Origin of the sequence: Mycobacterium sp. NPDC050441, assembly GCF_040655355.1 — a bacterium.
Taxonomy (GTDB): domain Bacteria; phylum Actinomycetota; class Actinomycetes; order Mycobacteriales; family Mycobacteriaceae; genus Mycobacterium.
In genome coordinates, this window is sequence record NZ_JBFAJS010000001.1 from 219,603 (window position 1) to 236,761 (window position 17,159).

General features: G+C 64.6%; 19 protein-coding genes. 14 read left to right on the forward strand and 5 right to left on the reverse strand.

Going from position 1 to position 17,159, the window contains the following annotated elements; translation table 11 throughout:
- Position 1: 1 nt before the first annotated feature.
- From AB0I14_RS01160 to AB0I14_RS01190, 7 genes are all read left to right on the forward strand, one after another.
- Positions 2-1,120: a zinc-binding dehydrogenase gene (locus AB0I14_RS01160; protein WP_358014640.1), complete on the forward strand. Its 1,119-nt coding sequence runs from the start codon at positions 2-4 to the stop codon at positions 1,118-1,120.
- Positions 1,121-1,132: 12 nt separating this feature from the next.
- On the forward strand, positions 1,133-2,563 hold the full coding sequence (locus tag AB0I14_RS01165; protein ID WP_358014643.1) for an aldehyde dehydrogenase family protein: 1,431 nt from the start codon (positions 1,133-1,135) through the stop codon (positions 2,561-2,563).
- Positions 2,560-3,336, forward strand: a complete 777-nt coding sequence (locus AB0I14_RS01170) for a crotonase/enoyl-CoA hydratase family protein (RefSeq protein ID WP_358014646.1) — start codon at positions 2,560-2,562, stop codon at positions 3,334-3,336. Before AB0I14_RS01165 ends, AB0I14_RS01170 begins: the two co-directional genes overlap by 4 nt.
- On the forward strand, positions 3,333-4,451 hold the full coding sequence (locus AB0I14_RS01175; protein WP_358014648.1) for an acyl-CoA dehydrogenase family protein: 1,119 nt from the start codon (positions 3,333-3,335) through the stop codon (positions 4,449-4,451). Before AB0I14_RS01170 ends, AB0I14_RS01175 begins: the two co-directional genes overlap by 4 nt.
- Positions 4,448-5,482 carry an acyl-CoA dehydrogenase gene (locus AB0I14_RS01180; protein WP_358014651.1) on the forward strand — a complete coding sequence of 345 codons (1,035 nt, stop codon included), beginning with the start codon at positions 4,448-4,450 and terminating at the stop codon, positions 5,480-5,482. Before AB0I14_RS01175 ends, AB0I14_RS01180 begins: the two co-directional genes overlap by 4 nt.
- Positions 5,483-5,629: 147 nt before the next feature.
- Complete coding sequence (locus AB0I14_RS01185; protein ID WP_358014653.1) at positions 5,630-5,764, forward strand: hypothetical protein; 135 nt, start codon at positions 5,630-5,632, stop codon at positions 5,762-5,764.
- Entirely contained in the window at positions 5,757-6,578 is an 822-nt protein-coding gene (locus tag AB0I14_RS01190) for an SDR family NAD(P)-dependent oxidoreductase (protein WP_358014656.1), read from the forward strand. The genes AB0I14_RS01185 and AB0I14_RS01190 overlap by 8 nt, the downstream gene beginning before the upstream one ends.
- Positions 6,579-6,694: 116 nt before the next feature.
- Here AB0I14_RS01190 and AB0I14_RS01195 read toward each other — a convergent pair whose 3' ends face one another.
- The 4 genes from AB0I14_RS01195 to AB0I14_RS01210 all read right to left on the reverse strand — a co-directional run bounded on the left by AB0I14_RS01195 (position 6,695) and on the right by AB0I14_RS01210 (position 10,443).
- Complete coding sequence (locus AB0I14_RS01195; protein WP_358014658.1) at positions 6,695-7,840, reverse strand: sulfotransferase; 1,146 nt, start codon at positions 7,838-7,840, stop codon at positions 6,695-6,697.
- Positions 7,837-8,619, reverse strand: a complete 783-nt coding sequence (locus AB0I14_RS01200) for an SDR family oxidoreductase (protein WP_358014661.1) — start codon at positions 8,617-8,619, stop codon at positions 7,837-7,839. The genes AB0I14_RS01195 and AB0I14_RS01200 overlap by 4 nt, the downstream gene beginning before the upstream one ends.
- Before the next feature lie 2 nt (positions 8,620-8,621).
- Positions 8,622-9,749: a hypothetical protein gene (locus AB0I14_RS01205; protein ID WP_358014664.1), complete on the reverse strand. Its 1,128-nt coding sequence runs from the start codon at positions 9,747-9,749 to the stop codon at positions 8,622-8,624.
- A 190-nt stretch (positions 9,750-9,939) separates the two neighbouring features.
- The gene (locus AB0I14_RS01210; RefSeq protein WP_358014668.1) at positions 9,940-10,443 is read right to left on the reverse strand and encodes an SRPBCC domain-containing protein; all 504 of its coding nucleotides are present in this window, start codon (positions 10,441-10,443) and stop codon (positions 9,940-9,942) included.
- 293 nt (positions 10,444-10,736) lie between these two features.
- Between AB0I14_RS01210 and AB0I14_RS01215 the strand changes: the two genes are divergently transcribed.
- From AB0I14_RS01215 to AB0I14_RS01225, 3 genes are read left to right on the forward strand one after another with little or no spacing between them, the layout of a single operon-like run.
- Positions 10,737-11,222, forward strand: coding sequence for a polyketide cyclase (locus tag AB0I14_RS01215; RefSeq protein ID WP_358014671.1), 486 nt, complete (start codon positions 10,737-10,739; stop codon positions 11,220-11,222).
- The gene (locus AB0I14_RS01220; RefSeq protein WP_358014674.1) at positions 11,219-12,082 is read left to right on the forward strand and encodes an SDR family NAD(P)-dependent oxidoreductase; all 864 of its coding nucleotides are present in this window, start codon (positions 11,219-11,221) and stop codon (positions 12,080-12,082) included. Before AB0I14_RS01215 ends, AB0I14_RS01220 begins: the two co-directional genes overlap by 4 nt.
- Before the next feature lies 1 nt (position 12,083).
- Positions 12,084-13,022, forward strand: a complete 939-nt coding sequence (locus AB0I14_RS01225; RefSeq protein WP_358014677.1) for an alpha/beta hydrolase — start codon at positions 12,084-12,086, stop codon at positions 13,020-13,022.
- Positions 13,023-13,028: 6 nt separating this feature from the next.
- On the opposite strand, the gene AB0I14_RS01230 is transcribed toward AB0I14_RS01225, so the two are convergent.
- Positions 13,029-13,919 (reverse strand): LLM class flavin-dependent oxidoreductase, encoded by an 891-nt coding sequence (locus tag AB0I14_RS01230; RefSeq protein ID WP_358014680.1) that lies wholly within the window; start codon positions 13,917-13,919, stop codon positions 13,029-13,031.
- A 168-nt stretch (positions 13,920-14,087) separates the two neighbouring features.
- Here AB0I14_RS01230 and AB0I14_RS01235 point away from each other — a divergent pair, with 168 nt between their 5' ends.
- The 4 genes from AB0I14_RS01235 (at position 14,088) to AB0I14_RS01250 (ending at position 17,158) form a co-directional block, all read left to right on the forward strand.
- The gene (locus AB0I14_RS01235) at positions 14,088-14,708 is read left to right on the forward strand and encodes a TetR/AcrR family transcriptional regulator C-terminal ligand-binding domain-containing protein (RefSeq protein ID WP_358014683.1); all 621 of its coding nucleotides are present in this window, start codon (positions 14,088-14,090) and stop codon (positions 14,706-14,708) included.
- 115 nt (positions 14,709-14,823) lie between these two features.
- The gene (locus tag AB0I14_RS01240; protein ID WP_358014686.1) at positions 14,824-15,900 is read left to right on the forward strand and encodes a hypothetical protein; all 1,077 of its coding nucleotides are present in this window, start codon (positions 14,824-14,826) and stop codon (positions 15,898-15,900) included.
- 18 nt (positions 15,901-15,918) lie between these two features.
- Positions 15,919-16,701, forward strand: a complete 783-nt coding sequence (locus tag AB0I14_RS01245) for an SDR family oxidoreductase (protein ID WP_358014690.1) — start codon at positions 15,919-15,921, stop codon at positions 16,699-16,701.
- A 28-nt stretch (positions 16,702-16,729) separates the two neighbouring features.
- A complete protein-coding gene (locus AB0I14_RS01250; protein ID WP_358016677.1) occupies positions 16,730-17,158 on the forward strand; it encodes a nuclear transport factor 2 family protein in 429 nt (142 codons plus the stop codon).
- Position 17,159: the final 1 nt, after the last annotated feature.

Sequence of the window (17,159 nt, forward strand, 5' to 3'; positions counted from 1 at the left end):
CGTGGCCAATGCTTCTCGAACTGGACGCATCGCACGCTTCGACGAACCCGGCAAACCGTTCCAGATCGAAACGGTCACCCTGCCCGAAGTCGGGCCCGGGGAGATCTTGATCCGCGTCCTGCGGGCGAACATCTGCGGATCAGATGTACACGCCTGGCACGGCACCTTCGCGACCCGAGGTTTGGGTGGACAGCTACCCACCGTGTTGGGCCACGAGATGGTCGGGGCCATAGAGGTGTTGGGGGACGGAGTGACCACCGACTCCAACGGCAAACCGTTGACCGAAGGCATCCGGGTGGTGTTCCCGTACTTCTACTGCTGCCACCGCTGCCGCAACTGCCTCGCCGGGCGACGCAACGCCTGCCTCAACCTGAAAATGGCGATGTTGGGCCGCGCCGACGAGCCGCCCTATTTCGTCGGCGGTTACGGCGACTACTACCTGCTCCCTGCCGGTGCGGTGGTCTACACCGTTCCCGACACCCTGAGCGACGACATCGCCGCAGGCGCGAATTGCGCGTTGTCACAGGTCATGTACGGCCTCGAACGTGTCGACCTGCAGCTCGGCGAGCACGTCGTGGTCCAGGGCGCCGGCGCCCTGGGCCTCTACGCGGTCGCGGTCGCCAAGGCGCGGGGTGCGGCCAACGTCATCGCGATCGACGGGGTACCCGAAAGGCTGGAACTGGCGACCGCATTCGGTGCCGACGCGGTGATCGACCTCAACGAGGTCACCACACCCAAGGACCGCGCAAAGGCTGTGCGGGCGCGCACCGACGGCCAGGGTGCCGATGTGGTGGTCGAGGTGGTCGGGCACCCGTCAGCCATCGACGAGGGCCTGCAGATGCTCGCCCAGTTCGGCCGCTACGTCGAGATCGGGAACATCAACATCGGCAAGACGTTCGCGTTCGACCCGTCACGTTTCGTCTTCACCAACAAGACCATGGTCGGGGTCTCCCTGTATGACCCGGCAGTCCTGTCCCGCGCGTTGACGTTCCTCGACCGTCATCAACACCATGTGCCGTTCGAGCGACTCACCGCGGCGTCGTACTCGCTCGACGACATCAACGAAGCTTTCACCGCAGCCGACGGCAAGCGCGACGTCCGCGCCAGCATCACACCATAAACCCAGGTAAGGATGACCGTGCCCACGTACGAACACACGTCATTGTTCATTGACGGCCACTGGACCGCGCCCGCCGGAAGCGGCGTGATCGACGTCGTCGACCCGGCGACCGAGGCGGTGATAGGCCACGTCCCCAACGGCGACTCCGGCGACGTCGACGCTGCGGTGGCCGCGGCTCGGCGGGCATTCGACCCACTGATCACCGTCGCCGAGCGCCGGGATCGGTTGCAGCGGGTCATCGCCGCGATGGAGAAACGCCTACCCGATATCGCCGATCTCATCACCGCCGAGATGGGCGCCCCTGTGCGCATCGCGCAGACCGTACAGACGCAGGTGCCGTTGGCGGTGGCCAAGGGTTTCGCCGATGTGCTGGAGACGTTCGAATTCGAAGAGCGCATTGGCAATTCGCTGGTATTGAGGGAGCCCTACGGTGTCGTCGGCGCCATCACGCCGTGGAACTATCCGCTCTACCAGGTGGTCGCCAAGGTGTTACCGGCGATCGCCGCGGGGTGTCCCGTCGTGCTCAAACCCAGTAACGAAGCCCCTCTTTCGGTGTTCGCTTTCGTCGAAGCCTGCGAAGAGGCGGGCCTGCCGCCCGGGACGATCAATCTGGTGTCGGGCCCGGGTCGGGTGATCGGCGAGCGTCTCGCGTCCCACCCTGACATCGACTTCGTCTCGTTCACCGGCTCCACCGGTGTGGGCGCGCGCGTCGGAGAACTCGCGGGCCAGTCGATCAAGAAGGTTGCCCTCGAACTGGGCGGTAAGTCGGCCAACGTGATCCTCGACGGCGCGGATCTGGCTACCGCGGTCAAGGTCGGGGTGGCCAATGCCTTCCTCAACGGAGGCCAGACCTGCATGGCGTGGACCAGGATGCTGGTGCCGCAGAGCCAATATGGTGAAGCGCTGGACCTGATCCAACCCGCCGTGGCCCGTTACACCGTGGGTGATCCGCGTGACCCGGCGACCCGTATCGGACCGTCGGCGTCGCGGGCGCAGTTCGACACGGTTCGTGGGTTCATCGAGCGTGCCCAGCGCGACGGCGCCCGGCTGCTGATCGGTGGCGCGGAGCCGATCCGTGACGTCGGCTTCTTCGTGGCACCAACGGTTTTCGCCGATGTGGATCCCGACTCTGAACTCGGCCAGGAAGAGGTGTTCGGTCCCGTGCTCGCGGTGATCCCCTTCACCGACTCCGACGACGCACTGCGTATCGCCAACGGCACCCCCTATGGGCTCTCGGGCGCGGTATGGGGCGCCACCGACGACGACGCCATCGCCTTCGCCCGTCAGGTGCAGACCGGCCAACTCGACATCAACGGCGGCGCCTACAACCCCGCCGCCCCGTTCGGCGGGTACAAGAAATCCGGGATCGGCCGTGAACTGGGCCGGTTCGGCTTCGAGGAATACCTCCAGACCAAATCCCTTCAGCTCAAGGAGCGTGCGTGACCTCACCGCTGGACGTCCACACCGACGGACCGGTGCAACTCTGGACGATCACCCTGCCCGACGTCGGCAATGCCATCACCGGCAAGGACGTCATCACCGCTTTCGAGGACAGTGTGGACGCGGTCAACGGTGACAACACCGTCGGTGCGGTCATCCTCACCGGTGCCGGCAAGATCTTCTCGGCCGGCGGCAATGTCAAGGAGATGGCCGACCGCCAGGGCATGTTCGGCCTGGCGGCCATCGACCAACGTCGCGCCTATATCGATGGCATCCAACGGATCCCACGGGCGTTGGGCCGGCTCGAAGTGCCGCTCATCGCAGCGGTCAACGGCGCCGCGATCGGCGCCGGGTGCGATCTGGCGATGATGTGCGACATCAGGATCGCCTCCGAGCGCGCCTCCTTCGCCGAGAGCTTCGTGCAGCTCGGTCTCATCCCGGGCGATGGCGGCACCTGGTTCCTACCTCGCGCCATCGGGTACGCCCGTGCTGCTGAGCTGACGTTCACCGGCGAACGGATCGACGCCGCAACGGCGTTGGAGTGGAGATTGGTCAGCCGGGTGGTGCCGCACGACGACCTCCTGCGTGAAGCGCGGGAATTGGCAGACAAGATCGCAGTCAATCCCCCGCACGCGTTGCGAATGGCCAAGCGGCTACTGCAGGAATCGACCACAGGCTCCCTGGAATCCACGCTTTCCATGGCAGCCGCGATGCAACCGCTGGCCCACCACGACGTTGAGCACCAACAGCGCATCGCGAAGTGGCGGACATCGTGACCGGCACACACCTGGATCAGCTACGCGAGGAGGTCCGTAGCTTCCTGGGCGACCAGTTGGCCGCCGGGGCATTCACGCCGTCGGTGGACGCCTGGCTGTGCGGATGGGACGAGAACTTCACCGCATCCCTGGCGAAGCGGGGCTGGCTGGGCATGACGGTTCCCGTGCACTACGGCGGTCATGGCCGCTCGTTTCAGGAACGGTTCGTGGTGACCGAAGAACTGCTGGCTGCGGGCGCCCCGGTTGCCGCCCACTGGATCGCCGACCGCCAGATCGTGCCGTCGCTTCTGAAATACGGGACAGAAGAGCAGAAGTCAGAGTTCTTACCCCGCATCGTGCGTGGTGAATGCTTCTTCGGAATCGGGATGAGCGAACCGGATTCCGGCTCGGATCTTGCGAGCGTCCGCACCCGTGCGGTGCGAGTCGACGGCGGGTGGTCGATCACCGGTACCAAGGTGTGGACCTCGGGAGCGCACCGCGCTCATGCCTTCATTGTGCTGGCCCGCACAGAACCGGTCGATCCGTCGCATCGGCATGCCGGGTTGAGCCAGTTCATCGTCGACCTGCACGCACCGGGGGTGAACGTCCGTCCCATCGTCTCGATGAACGGTGGGCATCATTTCAACGAGGTCGTGCTCGACGAGGTGTTCGTCCCCGATGCCATGGTTTTCGGCGAGATCGGCGAGGGCTGGGCACAGGTGACTTCGGAGCTGAGCTTCGAACGCAGCGGCCCCGAACGATTCCTGTCGACCTTCCCGCTGCTCACCCAGAGCATTGAACTCCTTGCCACCCAACAGGGATCGCCCGATGCCGAGCTCGGGCGCCTGGTAGCGCGGGTCGCCGGTCTGCATCACATGTCGACCGCAGTGGCCGGCGCACTGCAGCGCGGTGAGACTCCCGACGTGCCCGCGGCTGTCGTCAAGGTTCTCGGAACCACGGTCGAGGGGGACATCGCCGACTACGCCGATCGACAGACCGGAGACGATGCACCTCCGGAGGCAGAGTGGGCTCATCTGGTGTCCACCGCGGTGGACCAGCGCCCCGGCTTCACGCTGCGCGGCGGTACCAACGAAGTGCTGCGCGGTGTCATCGCGCGGGGATTGGGTTTGCGATGAACACGGTGGACCCGGACCTGGCCGCCATGATGGACGACGTCTTCGCCGACTACCGGCAGGATCGCCCACCCGGCGGCCCCGGCGAGCGCATCACCCATGACAGCAGACTCTGGCAACATCTGGACTCGCTCGGACTGGTTCGTCTCACCGGCACAGCGGAGTCCGGGGGCAGCGGCGCAGGCTGGTTCGAGGCCGCCGAGTTGCTCAGTGCCGCAGTTCGCCACGGCGTCCGTATTCCCCTGGCCGAACATGACTTGCTGGCGTGCTGGCTCATGGAGGCCGCCGGTCAAGCCATCGACGACGCTGTCCGCACCGTGTACCTGGCGCCCCGAAGCGGCCGGGCCACCGCGCCGGTGCCGTGGGCTTCCGACGCGGAACGGATCGTGGTGCTGGCGCCGAGCGGCGACGGCTTTCTCCTCACCGAGCTCGATGCGTCAGAGGCGGCCATCAGCACGGGGATGAACCTGATCGGTGAGCCCCGAGACGTGATCACCCTCGACACCGAGGCCCTCAGGGGACACCGGGTCTCCCCTGACTTGGTGACCCAGCTCGGCCGCAGATCGGCGATGGTACGGGCGATCCAGGTGTGTGCGGCCCTCGATCGTGCGGTCGCGCTGTCCATCGAACACGTGGCGTCACGTGTTCAGTTCGGACGTCCGCTGGCGAAGTTCCAGGCGATTCAGAATCTGATCTCGGATGCTGCGGCAGAGGCAGCGCTAGCCCGGGCCGCCACCGATGCTGCACTCGGTACTGCCATTGGAACTGACTGGAATTCAGCACATCTCGACTTCCAGATCGCGATGGCCCGGTCCTGCGCCGGCCATGCGGCCTCGGTCGTGACCCGCAACGCACACCAGGTACACGGCGCGATCGGTACGACGCACGAGCATCGATTGCACGAGTACACCCGTGCCGCCCTGGCCTGGCGCTCGGAGTTCGGCTCGGTGCGCTTCTGGGATGATCAGGTCGCCGCAGCAGCTGTTGCCGCAGGCGGACAACAGCTCTGGGCACTGATCGCCGACGGCGAGTAGATTCATGGTCCGCCCATTTGGTCTCTACCTGCGCGCGTCGGCGGGACTCGACCGTATTTCCGAGAAGCGTCTGCAGTCTTAGCTCACCAAGGCTGCCGCCCGGACCGGCGCGGCCAGGCCCACGACGCGAAGACGAAAGGACATCTGGTGCCGCAGACCACATTCCACACCCTCGGCGATTGCCACGACCAGCGGGAGCGTCGAGGTGCTCAATGGCGGCTCGTCAAGCGGATCAAAAACAATCGCGGCACCGTCGATTCATTGGAGCCATTCGATGGCTGACACCCCGGACCGACAGGCTACCGGTCTCACACGGTATGGGCCGTGGGCACTGATCACCGGCGGGTCCGAGGGGGTCGGCGCCGAGATTGCCGCCCAGCTGGCAACCGCCGGGATCAACCTGATCCTGGTCGCGCGCAAGCCGGAACCGCTCGCCGAAACCGCCCAGAGATGCCGCGCAGCCGGGGTCGAGGTAATCACCCTGGCCCTCGACCTCACGGCTGTCGATGCCGCCGACCAAATCGCGGCTGCCACTGAAGGTCTCGAGGTTGGTCTGCTCGCCCACAACGCCGGTGCCAACACCTGCAACGACGAATTCCTCGATGCCGAATCCAACAGCATTGACACGATCCTCGACCTGAACATCGCCGTGATGCTGGCACTGGTCCGCCAATTCGGGCGCCCGATGAGGCAACGCCGCCGCGGAGGAATCTTGCTGGTCGGGTCGATGTCGGGATACCTCGGGGCGAGCCGCCACACCATCTACGGCGCGGTGAAGGCATTTAGCCGGATCTTTGCCGAAAGCCTGTGGCTGGAGCTTCGTGAGCACGATGTCGATGTGCTGCACCTCGTCCTCGGACTCACGCGCACCCCGGCGATGCAGCGGGCCGGACTCAACTTCGATACCCCGGGCTTGGCTGTCAGTGACCCAGCCGATGTTGCGCGGGAAGGACTACAACAACTACCTCACGGACCCGTACACATCGTCGGCGGCAACGCTGAGGCGCTCGCACACAGCACCCGTCCCGATCGCGCCGCCGTGTTGTTGGAGACTCAGGAAATGATGCAGCAATTGCTTGGCCCACAGTCGAAATAGGTTGCATCTTCTTAGGATCGCGACCGGAACCACGAAGAGAAGCAAGCGGCGGCGATCGTTAACTGGCCGGCATCACCGATGGCCCGATCCGGCGGAGGTCAGGGTAGGTGGTGCAGTTACCGGGTCTCGAACCGCGCCTGGATCTCCTCCACGGTCAGGCCGTAGTCCGTCAGTGAGTATTGGTGCTTGGGCGCTCTGGGTCCGTGGCTGGCTTCGGCGTGCGCATTTTCCATCGCTGATACTGCCTGGTCGGTGAGCGGCAGATCGAAGTGCTGATAAACGTTGCGGGCGGTGCCGATTGGATCGGCGACGAAGTCGAAGTAGTCCACGTCGTAGAACTGGCGCGGACTATGGCCGGCGCGTGCGGTGTTGAACTGCTCGACGCCGCGGGACCAGGTGTCGAGTACGTCGCGGCCGATCTGTGCGCCGGTGAAGGTGGTCGACCATCCCTCGGTCGAGTGTTCGGCCAGCGAGCACATCGAAGCCAGCAGCGTTTCTGGGGGGCGGTGGCACTGGACGATCAGCGCGTCCGGGTAGGTTTGCAGTATCGCGTCCAGGGAAAATAGGTGGCTGGGATTCTTTAGTACCCACCGCTTTTCGACATCATTGAGGCCGATCAGCTGCAGGTTCCCGCGGTGCCGTCGGTATGACGGCGACCAGTCCTGTTTGGTCAGCCACTGGGCATAGCTGGGCACATGGGCCAGCGATTCGAAGGACACCGAATGTACGGACTGGCGCAGCAGCTGCCAACATTCTTCAAGGACGTTCTCGTCGATGTAATGCAGGCCGAGGAAGTCGGGATTGTCCTGGTGAGCTTTGGCGTAATAGGCCTTCAGTCGACGGTATTCGGGAAACGACTCCCACTCCGCCCGCGGCGGGCGGGGCTGAGGGTACTCCGCAAGCCACAGTTCGAGCCCTTGATGGGCCGGGTCGGCGCCCAAGAGACGGTGCAGGGCCGTGGTTCCCGTCCGGGGTAATCCCGTCACGAAGATGGGCCGTTCGATCGTGACGTCGGCGTGGCTGGGGTGGCGCTTCCAAGCAGCCTCACTCAGGAGCCGGGCCACCAGTCCGGCGCGCAGGTAGTGGCGCGTCACCGCGGCGCCCAGTGGCGTGAAGTTCGCTTCGCGCGCATAGGAGTCGAGCAGCACGCCGAGTGCTTCGCGGAAGTTGTCGTCGTCGGTGCCGAAGTCATCGTGTCCGGCCGTGTCGACGGCTTCGGCGCACAACTCATCGACAGTGCCGACATCGGTTCGTGTTGTCATGCCTTGTACTCCCCACAGTTGACATCGAGGGTTTGGCCGGTGATGCCGGCGGCCAGGTCGCTGAGCAGGAACACAATCGCCGAGGCAACGTCATCTTCGGTGACCAAGCGCTTCAGGTCTGACTGCGCCGCTGCGGCCTCATAGACCGCATCTACGGATACGCCCGATTCGTGTGCCTGGTGCTCGAAGTACTCTTGCAGGATCTCACCCCAAATGTAGCCTGGTGCTACCGAGTTCACTCGAATGCCGCGGCCGCCCAGCTCGCTGGACAGCGACTGCGACATCGCCAGCAATGCTGACTTGGCCAGCTTGTAGGGGCCGTAGAGCGGGTCAGAGTGTCTGATGACCATCGAGCTGAGGTTGACGATCGACCCGTTCGATTCGGCCAGTGCCGGCGTGAAAGCCTGTGTGGTGCGTAGCGCGCCGAGAACTGTCAGTTCGACGGAGTCACGGATGTGGGTGTAGGTGGTTTCGCCGAAGGGTTGCATCGAGGGATGCATGAACGCGTTGTTCACCAAGGCGTCAACCTTCCCGTATGCCGCTAGGGCGGTTCGAGCAAGTTCGCTGACGTCGCTGTCAACCGTGATGTCGGTGGCCACTGCCACGGCGCGTCTACCCATGTCGGTGATGGTTGTGGCGACGCTGTCAAGACGCGCGGCCGATCGTGCCGCCAGCACGAGGTCGGCGCCTTGTTCGGCACACCGACGGGCTAGTGTGGTGCCGAGGCCGGGCCCGACACCGCTGATGACGACGACTCTGTCCTGAAGCAGTCCGCTCATGCTCAGCCCAGCATTCTTTCTCCGATTTGGCTTTGCCGCAACGCTATTCGATCCTGCCAGTCCTGCTCGGAAATCTTGTTGTGCTCGTAGAACGGAAGCGCGGCCGCGATCGCGTCGAAGTCGACGAGCTCGGCGGTGGGGCCATCTGCCGAAGTCATCTCGCGCGACAACCGTTGCCAGCGGAATTGCAGATATCCGCGCCGATGCCCCAGGGTCTCAACCCAGTTCGTCACTCGGGGGTTCTGATCGGTGACAACGATTCGCACCTTGCCGTCCGGATCGACCTGCGTCTGAGCCCCATTCAGGGATGTCTGGTGATTGATGTAGTCCAAGGAGATGTACCACATGCTTCCCAACTGAAACCCTTGGTAGGGAGCGTCGCTCTCCGGCAACGTGATGATCAGTGCCTGGTCGGGCGCCAAGTCGAAATGCCCGGCCGACGAGTATTGGGTGGTCAGCCCGCCGGGGGTGCTGCGAGGCGCCACAAGTGTATTCACGGGTAGGTTCAGGTAGAACCACTGCGGGAACTGCAGCCAGGTCTTCACTCGGTTGATGAGCTCGCCTGCGGCAGTGGCGAATTGCTCTTCCGCCAGTTCGCGAATCGGTAATTCTGGCGCGGTGCCGACGGTGTCGCTGCGGTAGATCGCCAGCGACCCGCGCCGCTGCGACCAGTCGCCGTACACCTCGCGGATAACGAGTTGCCCAGAACGGCTAGGGGTGAATCGCCATTCGAAAGTCCCGTCCGCGGCGATGTCGAGTTCGCGATCATCGAAGGCCACTTCGCTGTCCGGTACGGAATCGTCGGTGTACTCGCCGGCCAAATACTGAAAGCTCAGGTCAGTGGTGGTGCCGCGCACACCGGTGACGACGTAGTCGAAGCCCGCGAGCAACCTGGCTCCAAAGTAGAGCGTGTCTGGGTTGTCCAGTCCCATCTTGGTGAATGGCCCCGTACCCGACAGTAGAAGCGGATGATCGGGATATTGGTGAAATGCCTGATGCGTACATCCGGCGATGCACCCGGCCAGGTACTGCAGCCCCTCGGCAAGGTCGGCGTCACCATCAATGTGCGGTGCTGCTGCTATGAGGTTTTCGGCTTCGGCGATCGCGCGCGTCAACGACTCGGAGTACATACCCGCTGACGCTAAACAGGACGCATCCGTTGCGAAACCAGGATTTCCGCTCAGCGGACCGCCCTGTGTGAATGAAGCCGGCCATCGCCCTGAGTCACGTGTAACGAACTGCCTGTTGAACAGATTGTGCGAAATCTCGTACAGATCAATGACTTCGGGTTGCCGCGCAGCCGGTTGAGCCGGCGAGAATCTAACGCTGCGGAAAGGCACGCAGGGCGGCACATTGTTCACTCCGCTTCTTCAGCGCGACTGCGGTGTCGTCGAATGCGCGTTTCACCCAGGCCCCGCACTCGGCCATGACCTGGTGCGCGTGATCACCGAGAAACGCATCCGTGGAGTAGTACCGGCAGCGGTGCTCTGCGATGGGTTCGATGACCTGGTCGCGGCGCGCGGGATATGGCGATTCGGGCGTCGCCGGCAACTCCCATGAGAGCAGCCGCTCTGGCACGAAGGCGCAGACGTACTCGGTGTTGGTGGACGTGCCCCCGGCACCGCTGTAGTCGGCAAGAACCATCTCCACTGCCGCGCCCATCTCCAGAGTCGATACAGCCGATATGCAGAACGGATTCCACTGCGGGTACTTGTCGAGGTCGGTCAGGACTTCCCACACGACACTGGCAGGTGCGTCGATCTCAACCGTGATGGAGCGCACGAGTGTGCTCGGGTCGTAGGCCGGAATGGACAGCTCAGACATCTGGACTCCTTGAGATGGTGTCGCCGAGCAGAATTCAATGAGTGCGCCTCGGCTGGAACGAACGCTGGCATGGGCTTGTCGGCCATGGAACCGGCCGTGCCGCTCAGCGGGAAAGGCGCCGTAGTCACGGCCCGCTGCCACTTTCGCCGATGTCGGTTTCACGCCCTTTAGTCGCGAAGGTCGGTGGCCGGCAGGCCATCACATTCCCGGACTACCCGCCTCGATAACGCGGCGTTCCGCTGACCGGTCACCGGTGCTGTTACCGGCGCCACAACCCGGGTTGACTGCCCGACATGAGCAACGAGATCACCCTGCCTGACGTCCAGGAATTCATCTCCGGGTTTTGGTTCCACTACGACCAGGGCCATTTCGAGGAGGTCGGTGCCCGCATCGGCGAGGAGATGGAATACCTGAGCCGTTCAGATTCGGGCAGTTGCCCGTTCGAGCATCTGCTGGCCGCCGAGCTTCATGGCGGTAGTGAGACGCTGGCGTGGCTGATCGAGCACCGCAACGAGAATCCGTACCCATGCCGGCATCACGCCACCAACGTGTACCGCACCGGGACCGACGGCGAGGTCACCAATGTCCGGTTCTATCTGTTCGTCAACCAGATCACCAACAATGTTCCGTTCGCGGTGTCCAGCGGTGTGGTGGATGCCGGCATCCGGCGTTCGGCAGACGGTCTGGTGTTCACCTCGATGAAGGTGGTTCTCGACGCCGAGGACTCGGTGCCGCTCGCCGAGCACACCGCCAAGGCTGCGGCTGCGCAATCCGCGTGAACGCCCGACAAATCTTCGGCGGCGGCGTCGCCGTCATCACCGGGGCCGGCGCCGGAATCGGCGCCGGCCTGGCCCGGTATGCCAGCCGGTTGGGTATGACGGTGGTGTTGGTCGACGTCAACGCCGAGGCCATCGCAAGCCTCCGCGATGAAATCAATGCCTCAGGCGGATCGGCGAGGGACGTGGTCTGCGATGTGCGCGATGCGGAGGCGGTGCAGAAGCTGGCCGACGAGGTCTGTCGCGACCTCGGGCCGGTGCGACTGTTGGTGAACAACGCCGGTATCGAGCAATTCGGGTATCTGTGGGACACCCCAGTTTCCAACTGGCAACGGGTTGTCGACATCAACATCAGCGGTGTCTTCCACGGCATCAGGGCGTTCCTACCGAAGATGATGGCCACCGACGCCCCGGCGTGGGTATGGAATCTGTCCTCGATCGGCGGTGTCGCCGTGGTTCCGTTGCAGGCGCCCTACATCATGAGCAAGCACGCCGTACTCGCCCTGACCGAATGCCTGAACCTGGAAGTGCAGTCCGCCGGCCATGACCACCATGTACACGTGCAGGCGGTGCTACCGGGTGCTGTGGTGTCGAGCATCTTCGAATCCGCGGGCGGGGTGGACTCGGGGGACACCGGGGCGGCCGAAGAACAACGCACCGCGATGCTCGACATCAAGGCCGAGGCGATGGATCCGCTGGCCGCGGCGGAGGTGGTGTTCGACCAGGCCGCCGAAGGCCGGTTCTACCTGCTCACGCAGCCCGACTACGTCGGGTCGGCCATGGCGGAACGGGCTCGCGTATTGAGCGCCCAAGAGGCACCCCGGCTGCGCACCGAGCGCCGTTTCGACCCGGCGAAGCACTGAAATGGCTTATCCACCACTCGATCCCGACGCTGCCACCCGGGTTGCATCGTTCGGCGAGATCGCTCCTATGCGGGCCCGTGGCCTCGCCGCCGTCCGCGAGGGGCTTGAATGCGCACCTCTTCCAGAGATGCCGGCCATGGCGGGCATCGAAGACCTGACGGCCACGGGCCCGGGCGGTCCGATACCGCTACGCCTCTATCGGCCCAGCCTCGAGCCCCGGCTGCCAGTACTCGTGTACCTGCATGGCGGCGGGCTCGTGATGGGTTCCAATCGTTCGTTCGAGCCGCTGGCGCGCGAACTGGCACACGCCAGCGGCGCCGCGGTGGCTGCGGTCGAGTACCGACTGGCACCCGAATCGCCGCCACCGGCTCAATTTGACGATGCCTACGCGGCCACCGAATGGGTTGCCGCCAACGCCGACGACCTCGGCCTCGACGCCTGCCGGCTGGGTGTCGTTGGCGACAGCGCCGGCGGATCAATCGCTGCTGCAGTGGCTTTGGCGGCCCGCGATCGCACCGGGCCCCGAATCTTCGCCCAGGTGTTGCTGTATCCCGGCCTGGATCGCGACATGGGTGCGGCATCCATCACCTCCATGCCCGACGCCCCACTGCTTCGGCATGAGGACATCGTCTACATGCACGAATTGGTCGACCGTGGCGGGGCTCCGCGGGACCCGTATCAGGTTCCGGCCTATGCCACCGACCTGAGCGGCCTGCCGGCGGCGATCGTCGTCACCGGGGCGTGCGACCCGATCCGGGATTGGGGCGAACGTTACGCCGACCGGCTGCGTGACGCCGGAGTTCAGACCACCGTCACACGTTATCCCGGTATGTACCACGGCTTTCTGATGCGTTCCGATGCCACCGCACGCGGACGGTTGGCCTTGGCCGAGACCGGCGCGCTGCTCCGGGCGAGGTTCGCGCATCCCATGTCGTTCTGACGCGGGTCAGATTCCGAGTACCTCACGCGCTCGATCGATCTCGTCGGGGTCGGCGGTCGTCGGGACGAGCCGCAGCTCATCGAGACCCGCTTCGCGCGCGCTGTTCACGGCGGCAAGCAGCCCGGCTGCTCCGCAGTTGAGCGTCCCAGCGTTCGGGGCGGTCAGGTATGAAGCCGCCGGTCCGGTGACGGCGACATCCTGGTCCCAGAAGTCCCGTACATGCTCGCGGAGTTGGTTCTCCGGCTCCGGACCGAGCGCGAACCAGACCGGTGCGGAGAAGTGCGGCTTTTCGGTCCGGCCGGCCGCCTGCCACGCCTGCGCGACGCGCTCGCGCTGCGCGGCCAGCGCCTCGGCGTCGAAGTGAAGCGAATGTGCCGGATCACTCACGCCGACAGCCCATTGCGCGGCTCGCGCGAGGGCTTTCGGGCCGACCACGCCGGCGACGAGCGGGACACCCCCGACCTGGACCGGCGCGGGACCTGCGGGATGGTGTCCTTCGACGGGGGGCTCCTGGGCCCACACTTTGCGCATCGCCAGTACGGCCTCGTCCATGCGTTGTCGCTTCCGGTCGAGCTCGGCGCCGACCGCGAGGTAGTCCTCGTCCCACGCGCCGATGCCGACGCCGAGCGTCAGGCGCCCTCCGGACAAGACGTCTATGGTCGCCAGATCCTTCGCGAACAGCACCGGGTTCCGCATCGGGAGTGCAACGACGTCGGTCCAGAGACGCACGCGCTCGGTCACCGCTGCCGCGGCGGCGAGCTGCGGGACTACCGACCAGCTGTCCGAATAGAGCACCCGTTCGTAGGTGACGAGGCCGTCCCACGGCCCTTCGTCGATCTTGCGATACCAAGCGAGCTCCGTCTCCCGCGCGTGGGGGAAGAGGGTAGGAAGACCCATGCTGATGTGCATTTGGGAGTACATCCCTTTCCGAGAGGTTCTGGCGATCGGCCGCGATAGTCGGCGCCAGCGGTGGCCGTATCCGGCCGACGGGGTTATTTGAGCAGAATGTCGCGTTAACGCCCTCCAGTTGGACCGCTCAGTGGGAGGCGGTGATTCTCAACCGACGTGCCGGAGTACACCGGTGGCATGGGCGTCTCGGATTCAGCAGCCAAGCCACGGGTCCGGCCCGGAGGGCGGAGCGAGCGGGTCCGCGAATCGGTGATGCGCGCTTGCCTGGAACTGTTGACCGAAGGCAAGGTCGAACTCCCGGTCGCCGAGGTTGCGGATCGGTCCGGCGTCAACCGCGGCACCATCTATCGCTGGTGGCCTACCTCAACCGAGCTGCTCAACGACGCCCTTGCATTCCACGCCCGGCATCGCACCGATGCGCTGGACACCGGAGCGTGGGAGAGCGACGTCCGCTCCCTGATCACCGAGCTCGCCTCCCTTGCAGCCGATCCCGTCGAGCGCGGGATCATGGCCACGATGATCTCGGATCGATACCCGTCACTGAACGACGCGATGATGGGTTGGTACCGAAACGACCTCCCACATTGGTTCGCGATGATCGGAAGAGCCATCGGCCGTGGCGAAGTGAGCCCTGACGTGGATCCCGCCATCGTGCTCCAGATGATGCTGGCGCCGGCCGTGTCCGTCTCGCTCTTCGAAGGCCGAGCGCTGACACACGAGGAGATCGACTCCCTTGTGACATTGGTCTGCCGCGCCACGGCGTCTCCACGCAGCTGAGAAGGCCGGGCGCCTCCAATTGATGTCCCGATCAGCGGTCACCGCCACGTTCGAAAATTCGCAGTGCCGCCAGACTCGACCGAGCGAGACCGCTGAAAGCCTTTAGGAGACACAAATGCTGACCGACGAACGGCGCCTTGAGCTGTCCGACATCCTGCGTCCCGCTGCCCCGCCGCGCGAGATCACCGACGTCTACACCGAGGACCAGAAGCGGAGACTCCTCGACGTCGCACACACCCAGGGCCCCTGGAAACTCATCATCGCGCAGCACTTCGCGTCGGCAGACGAGTTGATGGCCACCATGAGCGGCGCCTTCCCCGAAGGATTCACGCCGTCACTGGACTTGTTCCTCACCCCGACGTTCCGCGGCTACCTGGCCAACTACGGCACCGTTCTCTACCCCGAACTGCACGACTGCTTCTACAACGAGGCATTCATCGACCAGGCGAAAAGCTACTGGAACGCCGCGTACGCCAAGCCGGAGATGATGCTGTTCAACATCAACGGTCCGTGCGCCAACCGGGACCCCGGCCACCTGGACTCCCCCAGCTTCCGCGGCGTACGCCACGAGAACGCCCCAACCTGGTTGTGCAGCGTGATGGGCAAGTCCGGGCTGTTCACCGACTACCTGATCAAGATGGCACAGGTCATCACCTGGTTCTCCCTCGATGAGAACTCTGGCTTCACCTATTGGCCCGAAGGTCCGCTCAAGCCTCCCGGCCGGGTACTCCCCCCGATCAACAATCGCGGCGTCGTCGTCCAGAACGAGATGATGGTCCACCGCGGGGAAGCCAACGGCCCCTTGGACCAACAGGTTCCGGCCGGACTGGCTTTCGACACCGTGTTCACCGGGGATCCCGCAGACCGCAATCAGTGGCTGCTGAAGAACGGGGAAGATGTCATCGCCCGCCACCACACCGACGAGTTGCGATTCCTCGTCCACTGGTCTGCTGAGGTCTTCTCCGACTACGAGGAACTCAAGAAGAACATGGACGGTTCGGACGACATCACGATCGAACGGGCGATCGGCATGATGGTCGACGATCTCAAGGGCAAGGGCATCAAGCTGGACGTGCCGAGCGAACCGCTCCACGACCCGGCGTTCATCGGTGCGCTGAATGCCGCCTACGACCTCGGGGGCCCCAGCAGCTACCCGGACGAAGCTCCGATCTCCGCCTTTCAATTCGCCTGAGTCCGAAGGGAATATCTGATGGACCGCTTCTCAGATCGTCGTGTCATCGTCACCGGAGCAGGCTCGGGTATCGGCGCGGCCACGGTGGCACGCCTGCTCGATGAGGGCGCCACGGTGGTGGCCTACGACATTTCTGCCGACGGTCTGGCCGCGACGACGGCCGCCGCAGAACTTGCCGGTACCGCCAAGAGTCTCACCACCGCCATCCTCGACATTTCCCGCGAGGAGGACGTCATCGCCGCGGTGGACGCTGCCGTGGCCGAGTTGGGCGGCCTTGAGGTACTCGTCAATGTGGCTGCCGTGCAGACCTGTTCGCACACCCACGAAACGACCCTCGAGGAGTGGAACCGCACCCTGGCGGTCAACTTGACCGGCACCTTCCTCATGACCCGCCAAGCGCTCCCTGCCCTCCTGAGGTCTGGGCGAGGTGTCGTGGTGAACTTCACCTCCACCGCTGCGACATTCGCCCATCCCTACATGGCGGCATATGCGGCCAGTAAGGGCGGCATCCTCAGCTTCACCCATTCGTTGGCGCTGGAGTATTCGAAGCAAGGCCTGCGCGCAGTCAACATCCAACCGGGTGGGGTGTCGACGGCCCTGGCCAACAGCACCCTCGACAAGATGCCCGAGGGCTATGACCTCGGGCTGTGGGCCAAGCAGACCCCGTTGCTGCACGGCACCGACAGCGAAATCCTCGGCGATCCCAGCGCCGTAGCATCAGTCATCGCCATGGCCGCTTCCGATGACGGTGCGTTCATCACCGGCACCGAGATTCGTGTCGATGGTGGCGCGCACGCCTGAGCAAGCTAGGAAGGTGGGCATGGATCTTCTGAGGGTCTTGCACGATGAGCGAGACATCGAACGCGCTCTGAATCTCTTCGCCCGGGCGATGGACGAGCGTGACTGGGCCACGATGGCCGAGATTCTCACCGACGATGCCGAGGGAGACTTCGGGACCGGACGCCTGGCGGGAAGCTCGGCGATCATCGGCATGATTCGTGGATTCCTCGACAGCTGTGGCCCCACTCAGCATCTACTGGGCAACATCATCATCGACGTCGTCGACGACACTGCGACCAGCCGGGCCTACATCCGCGACGTTCATCTCAATTCAGCCGGCGACCCGTCGACGCGCTTCTACACGCTGGGCGACTACCACGACACCTGGCGTCGGGACGGCGATGGTCGATGGCGCATCACCGAACGGATCAAGGCCAACCGTGCGCATGTGGGGCCACTGGAAATCTTTGGTAGCTAGA

What these genes read in the sequence shown, in the direction of transcription:
- AB0I14_RS01165 (WP_358014643.1), top strand. Translation starts at nt 1,133, where the DNA reads ATGACCGTGCCCACGTACGAACACACGTCATTGTTCATTGACGGCCAC.
- AB0I14_RS01180 (WP_358014651.1), top strand. Translation starts at nt 4,448, where the DNA reads ATGAACACGGTGGACCCGGACCTGGCCGCCATGATGGACGACGTCTTC.
- AB0I14_RS01190 (WP_358014656.1), top strand. Translation starts at nt 5,757, where the DNA reads ATGGCTGACACCCCGGACCGACAGGCTACCGGTCTCACACGGTATGGG.
- AB0I14_RS01195 (WP_358014658.1), bottom strand. Translation starts at nt 7,840, where the DNA reads ATGACAACACGAACCGATGTCGGCACTGTCGATGAGTTGTGCGCCGAA.
- AB0I14_RS01200 (WP_358014661.1), bottom strand. Translation starts at nt 8,619, where the DNA reads ATGAGCGGACTGCTTCAGGACAGAGTCGTCGTCATCAGCGGTGTCGGG.
- AB0I14_RS01205 (WP_358014664.1), bottom strand. Translation starts at nt 9,749, where the DNA reads ATGTACTCCGAGTCGTTGACGCGCGCGATCGCCGAAGCCGAAAACCTC.
- AB0I14_RS01210 (WP_358014668.1), bottom strand. Translation starts at nt 10,443, where the DNA reads ATGTCTGAGCTGTCCATTCCGGCCTACGACCCGAGCACACTCGTGCGC.
- AB0I14_RS01215 (WP_358014671.1), top strand. Translation starts at nt 10,737, where the DNA reads ATGAGCAACGAGATCACCCTGCCTGACGTCCAGGAATTCATCTCCGGG.
- AB0I14_RS01225 (WP_358014677.1), top strand. Translation starts at nt 12,084, where the DNA reads ATGGCTTATCCACCACTCGATCCCGACGCTGCCACCCGGGTTGCATCG.
- AB0I14_RS01230 (WP_358014680.1), bottom strand. Translation starts at nt 13,919, where the DNA reads ATGGGTCTTCCTACCCTCTTCCCCCACGCGCGGGAGACGGAGCTCGCT.
- AB0I14_RS01240 (WP_358014686.1), top strand. Translation starts at nt 14,824, where the DNA reads ATGCTGACCGACGAACGGCGCCTTGAGCTGTCCGACATCCTGCGTCCC.
- AB0I14_RS01245 (WP_358014690.1), top strand. Translation starts at nt 15,919, where the DNA reads ATGGACCGCTTCTCAGATCGTCGTGTCATCGTCACCGGAGCAGGCTCG.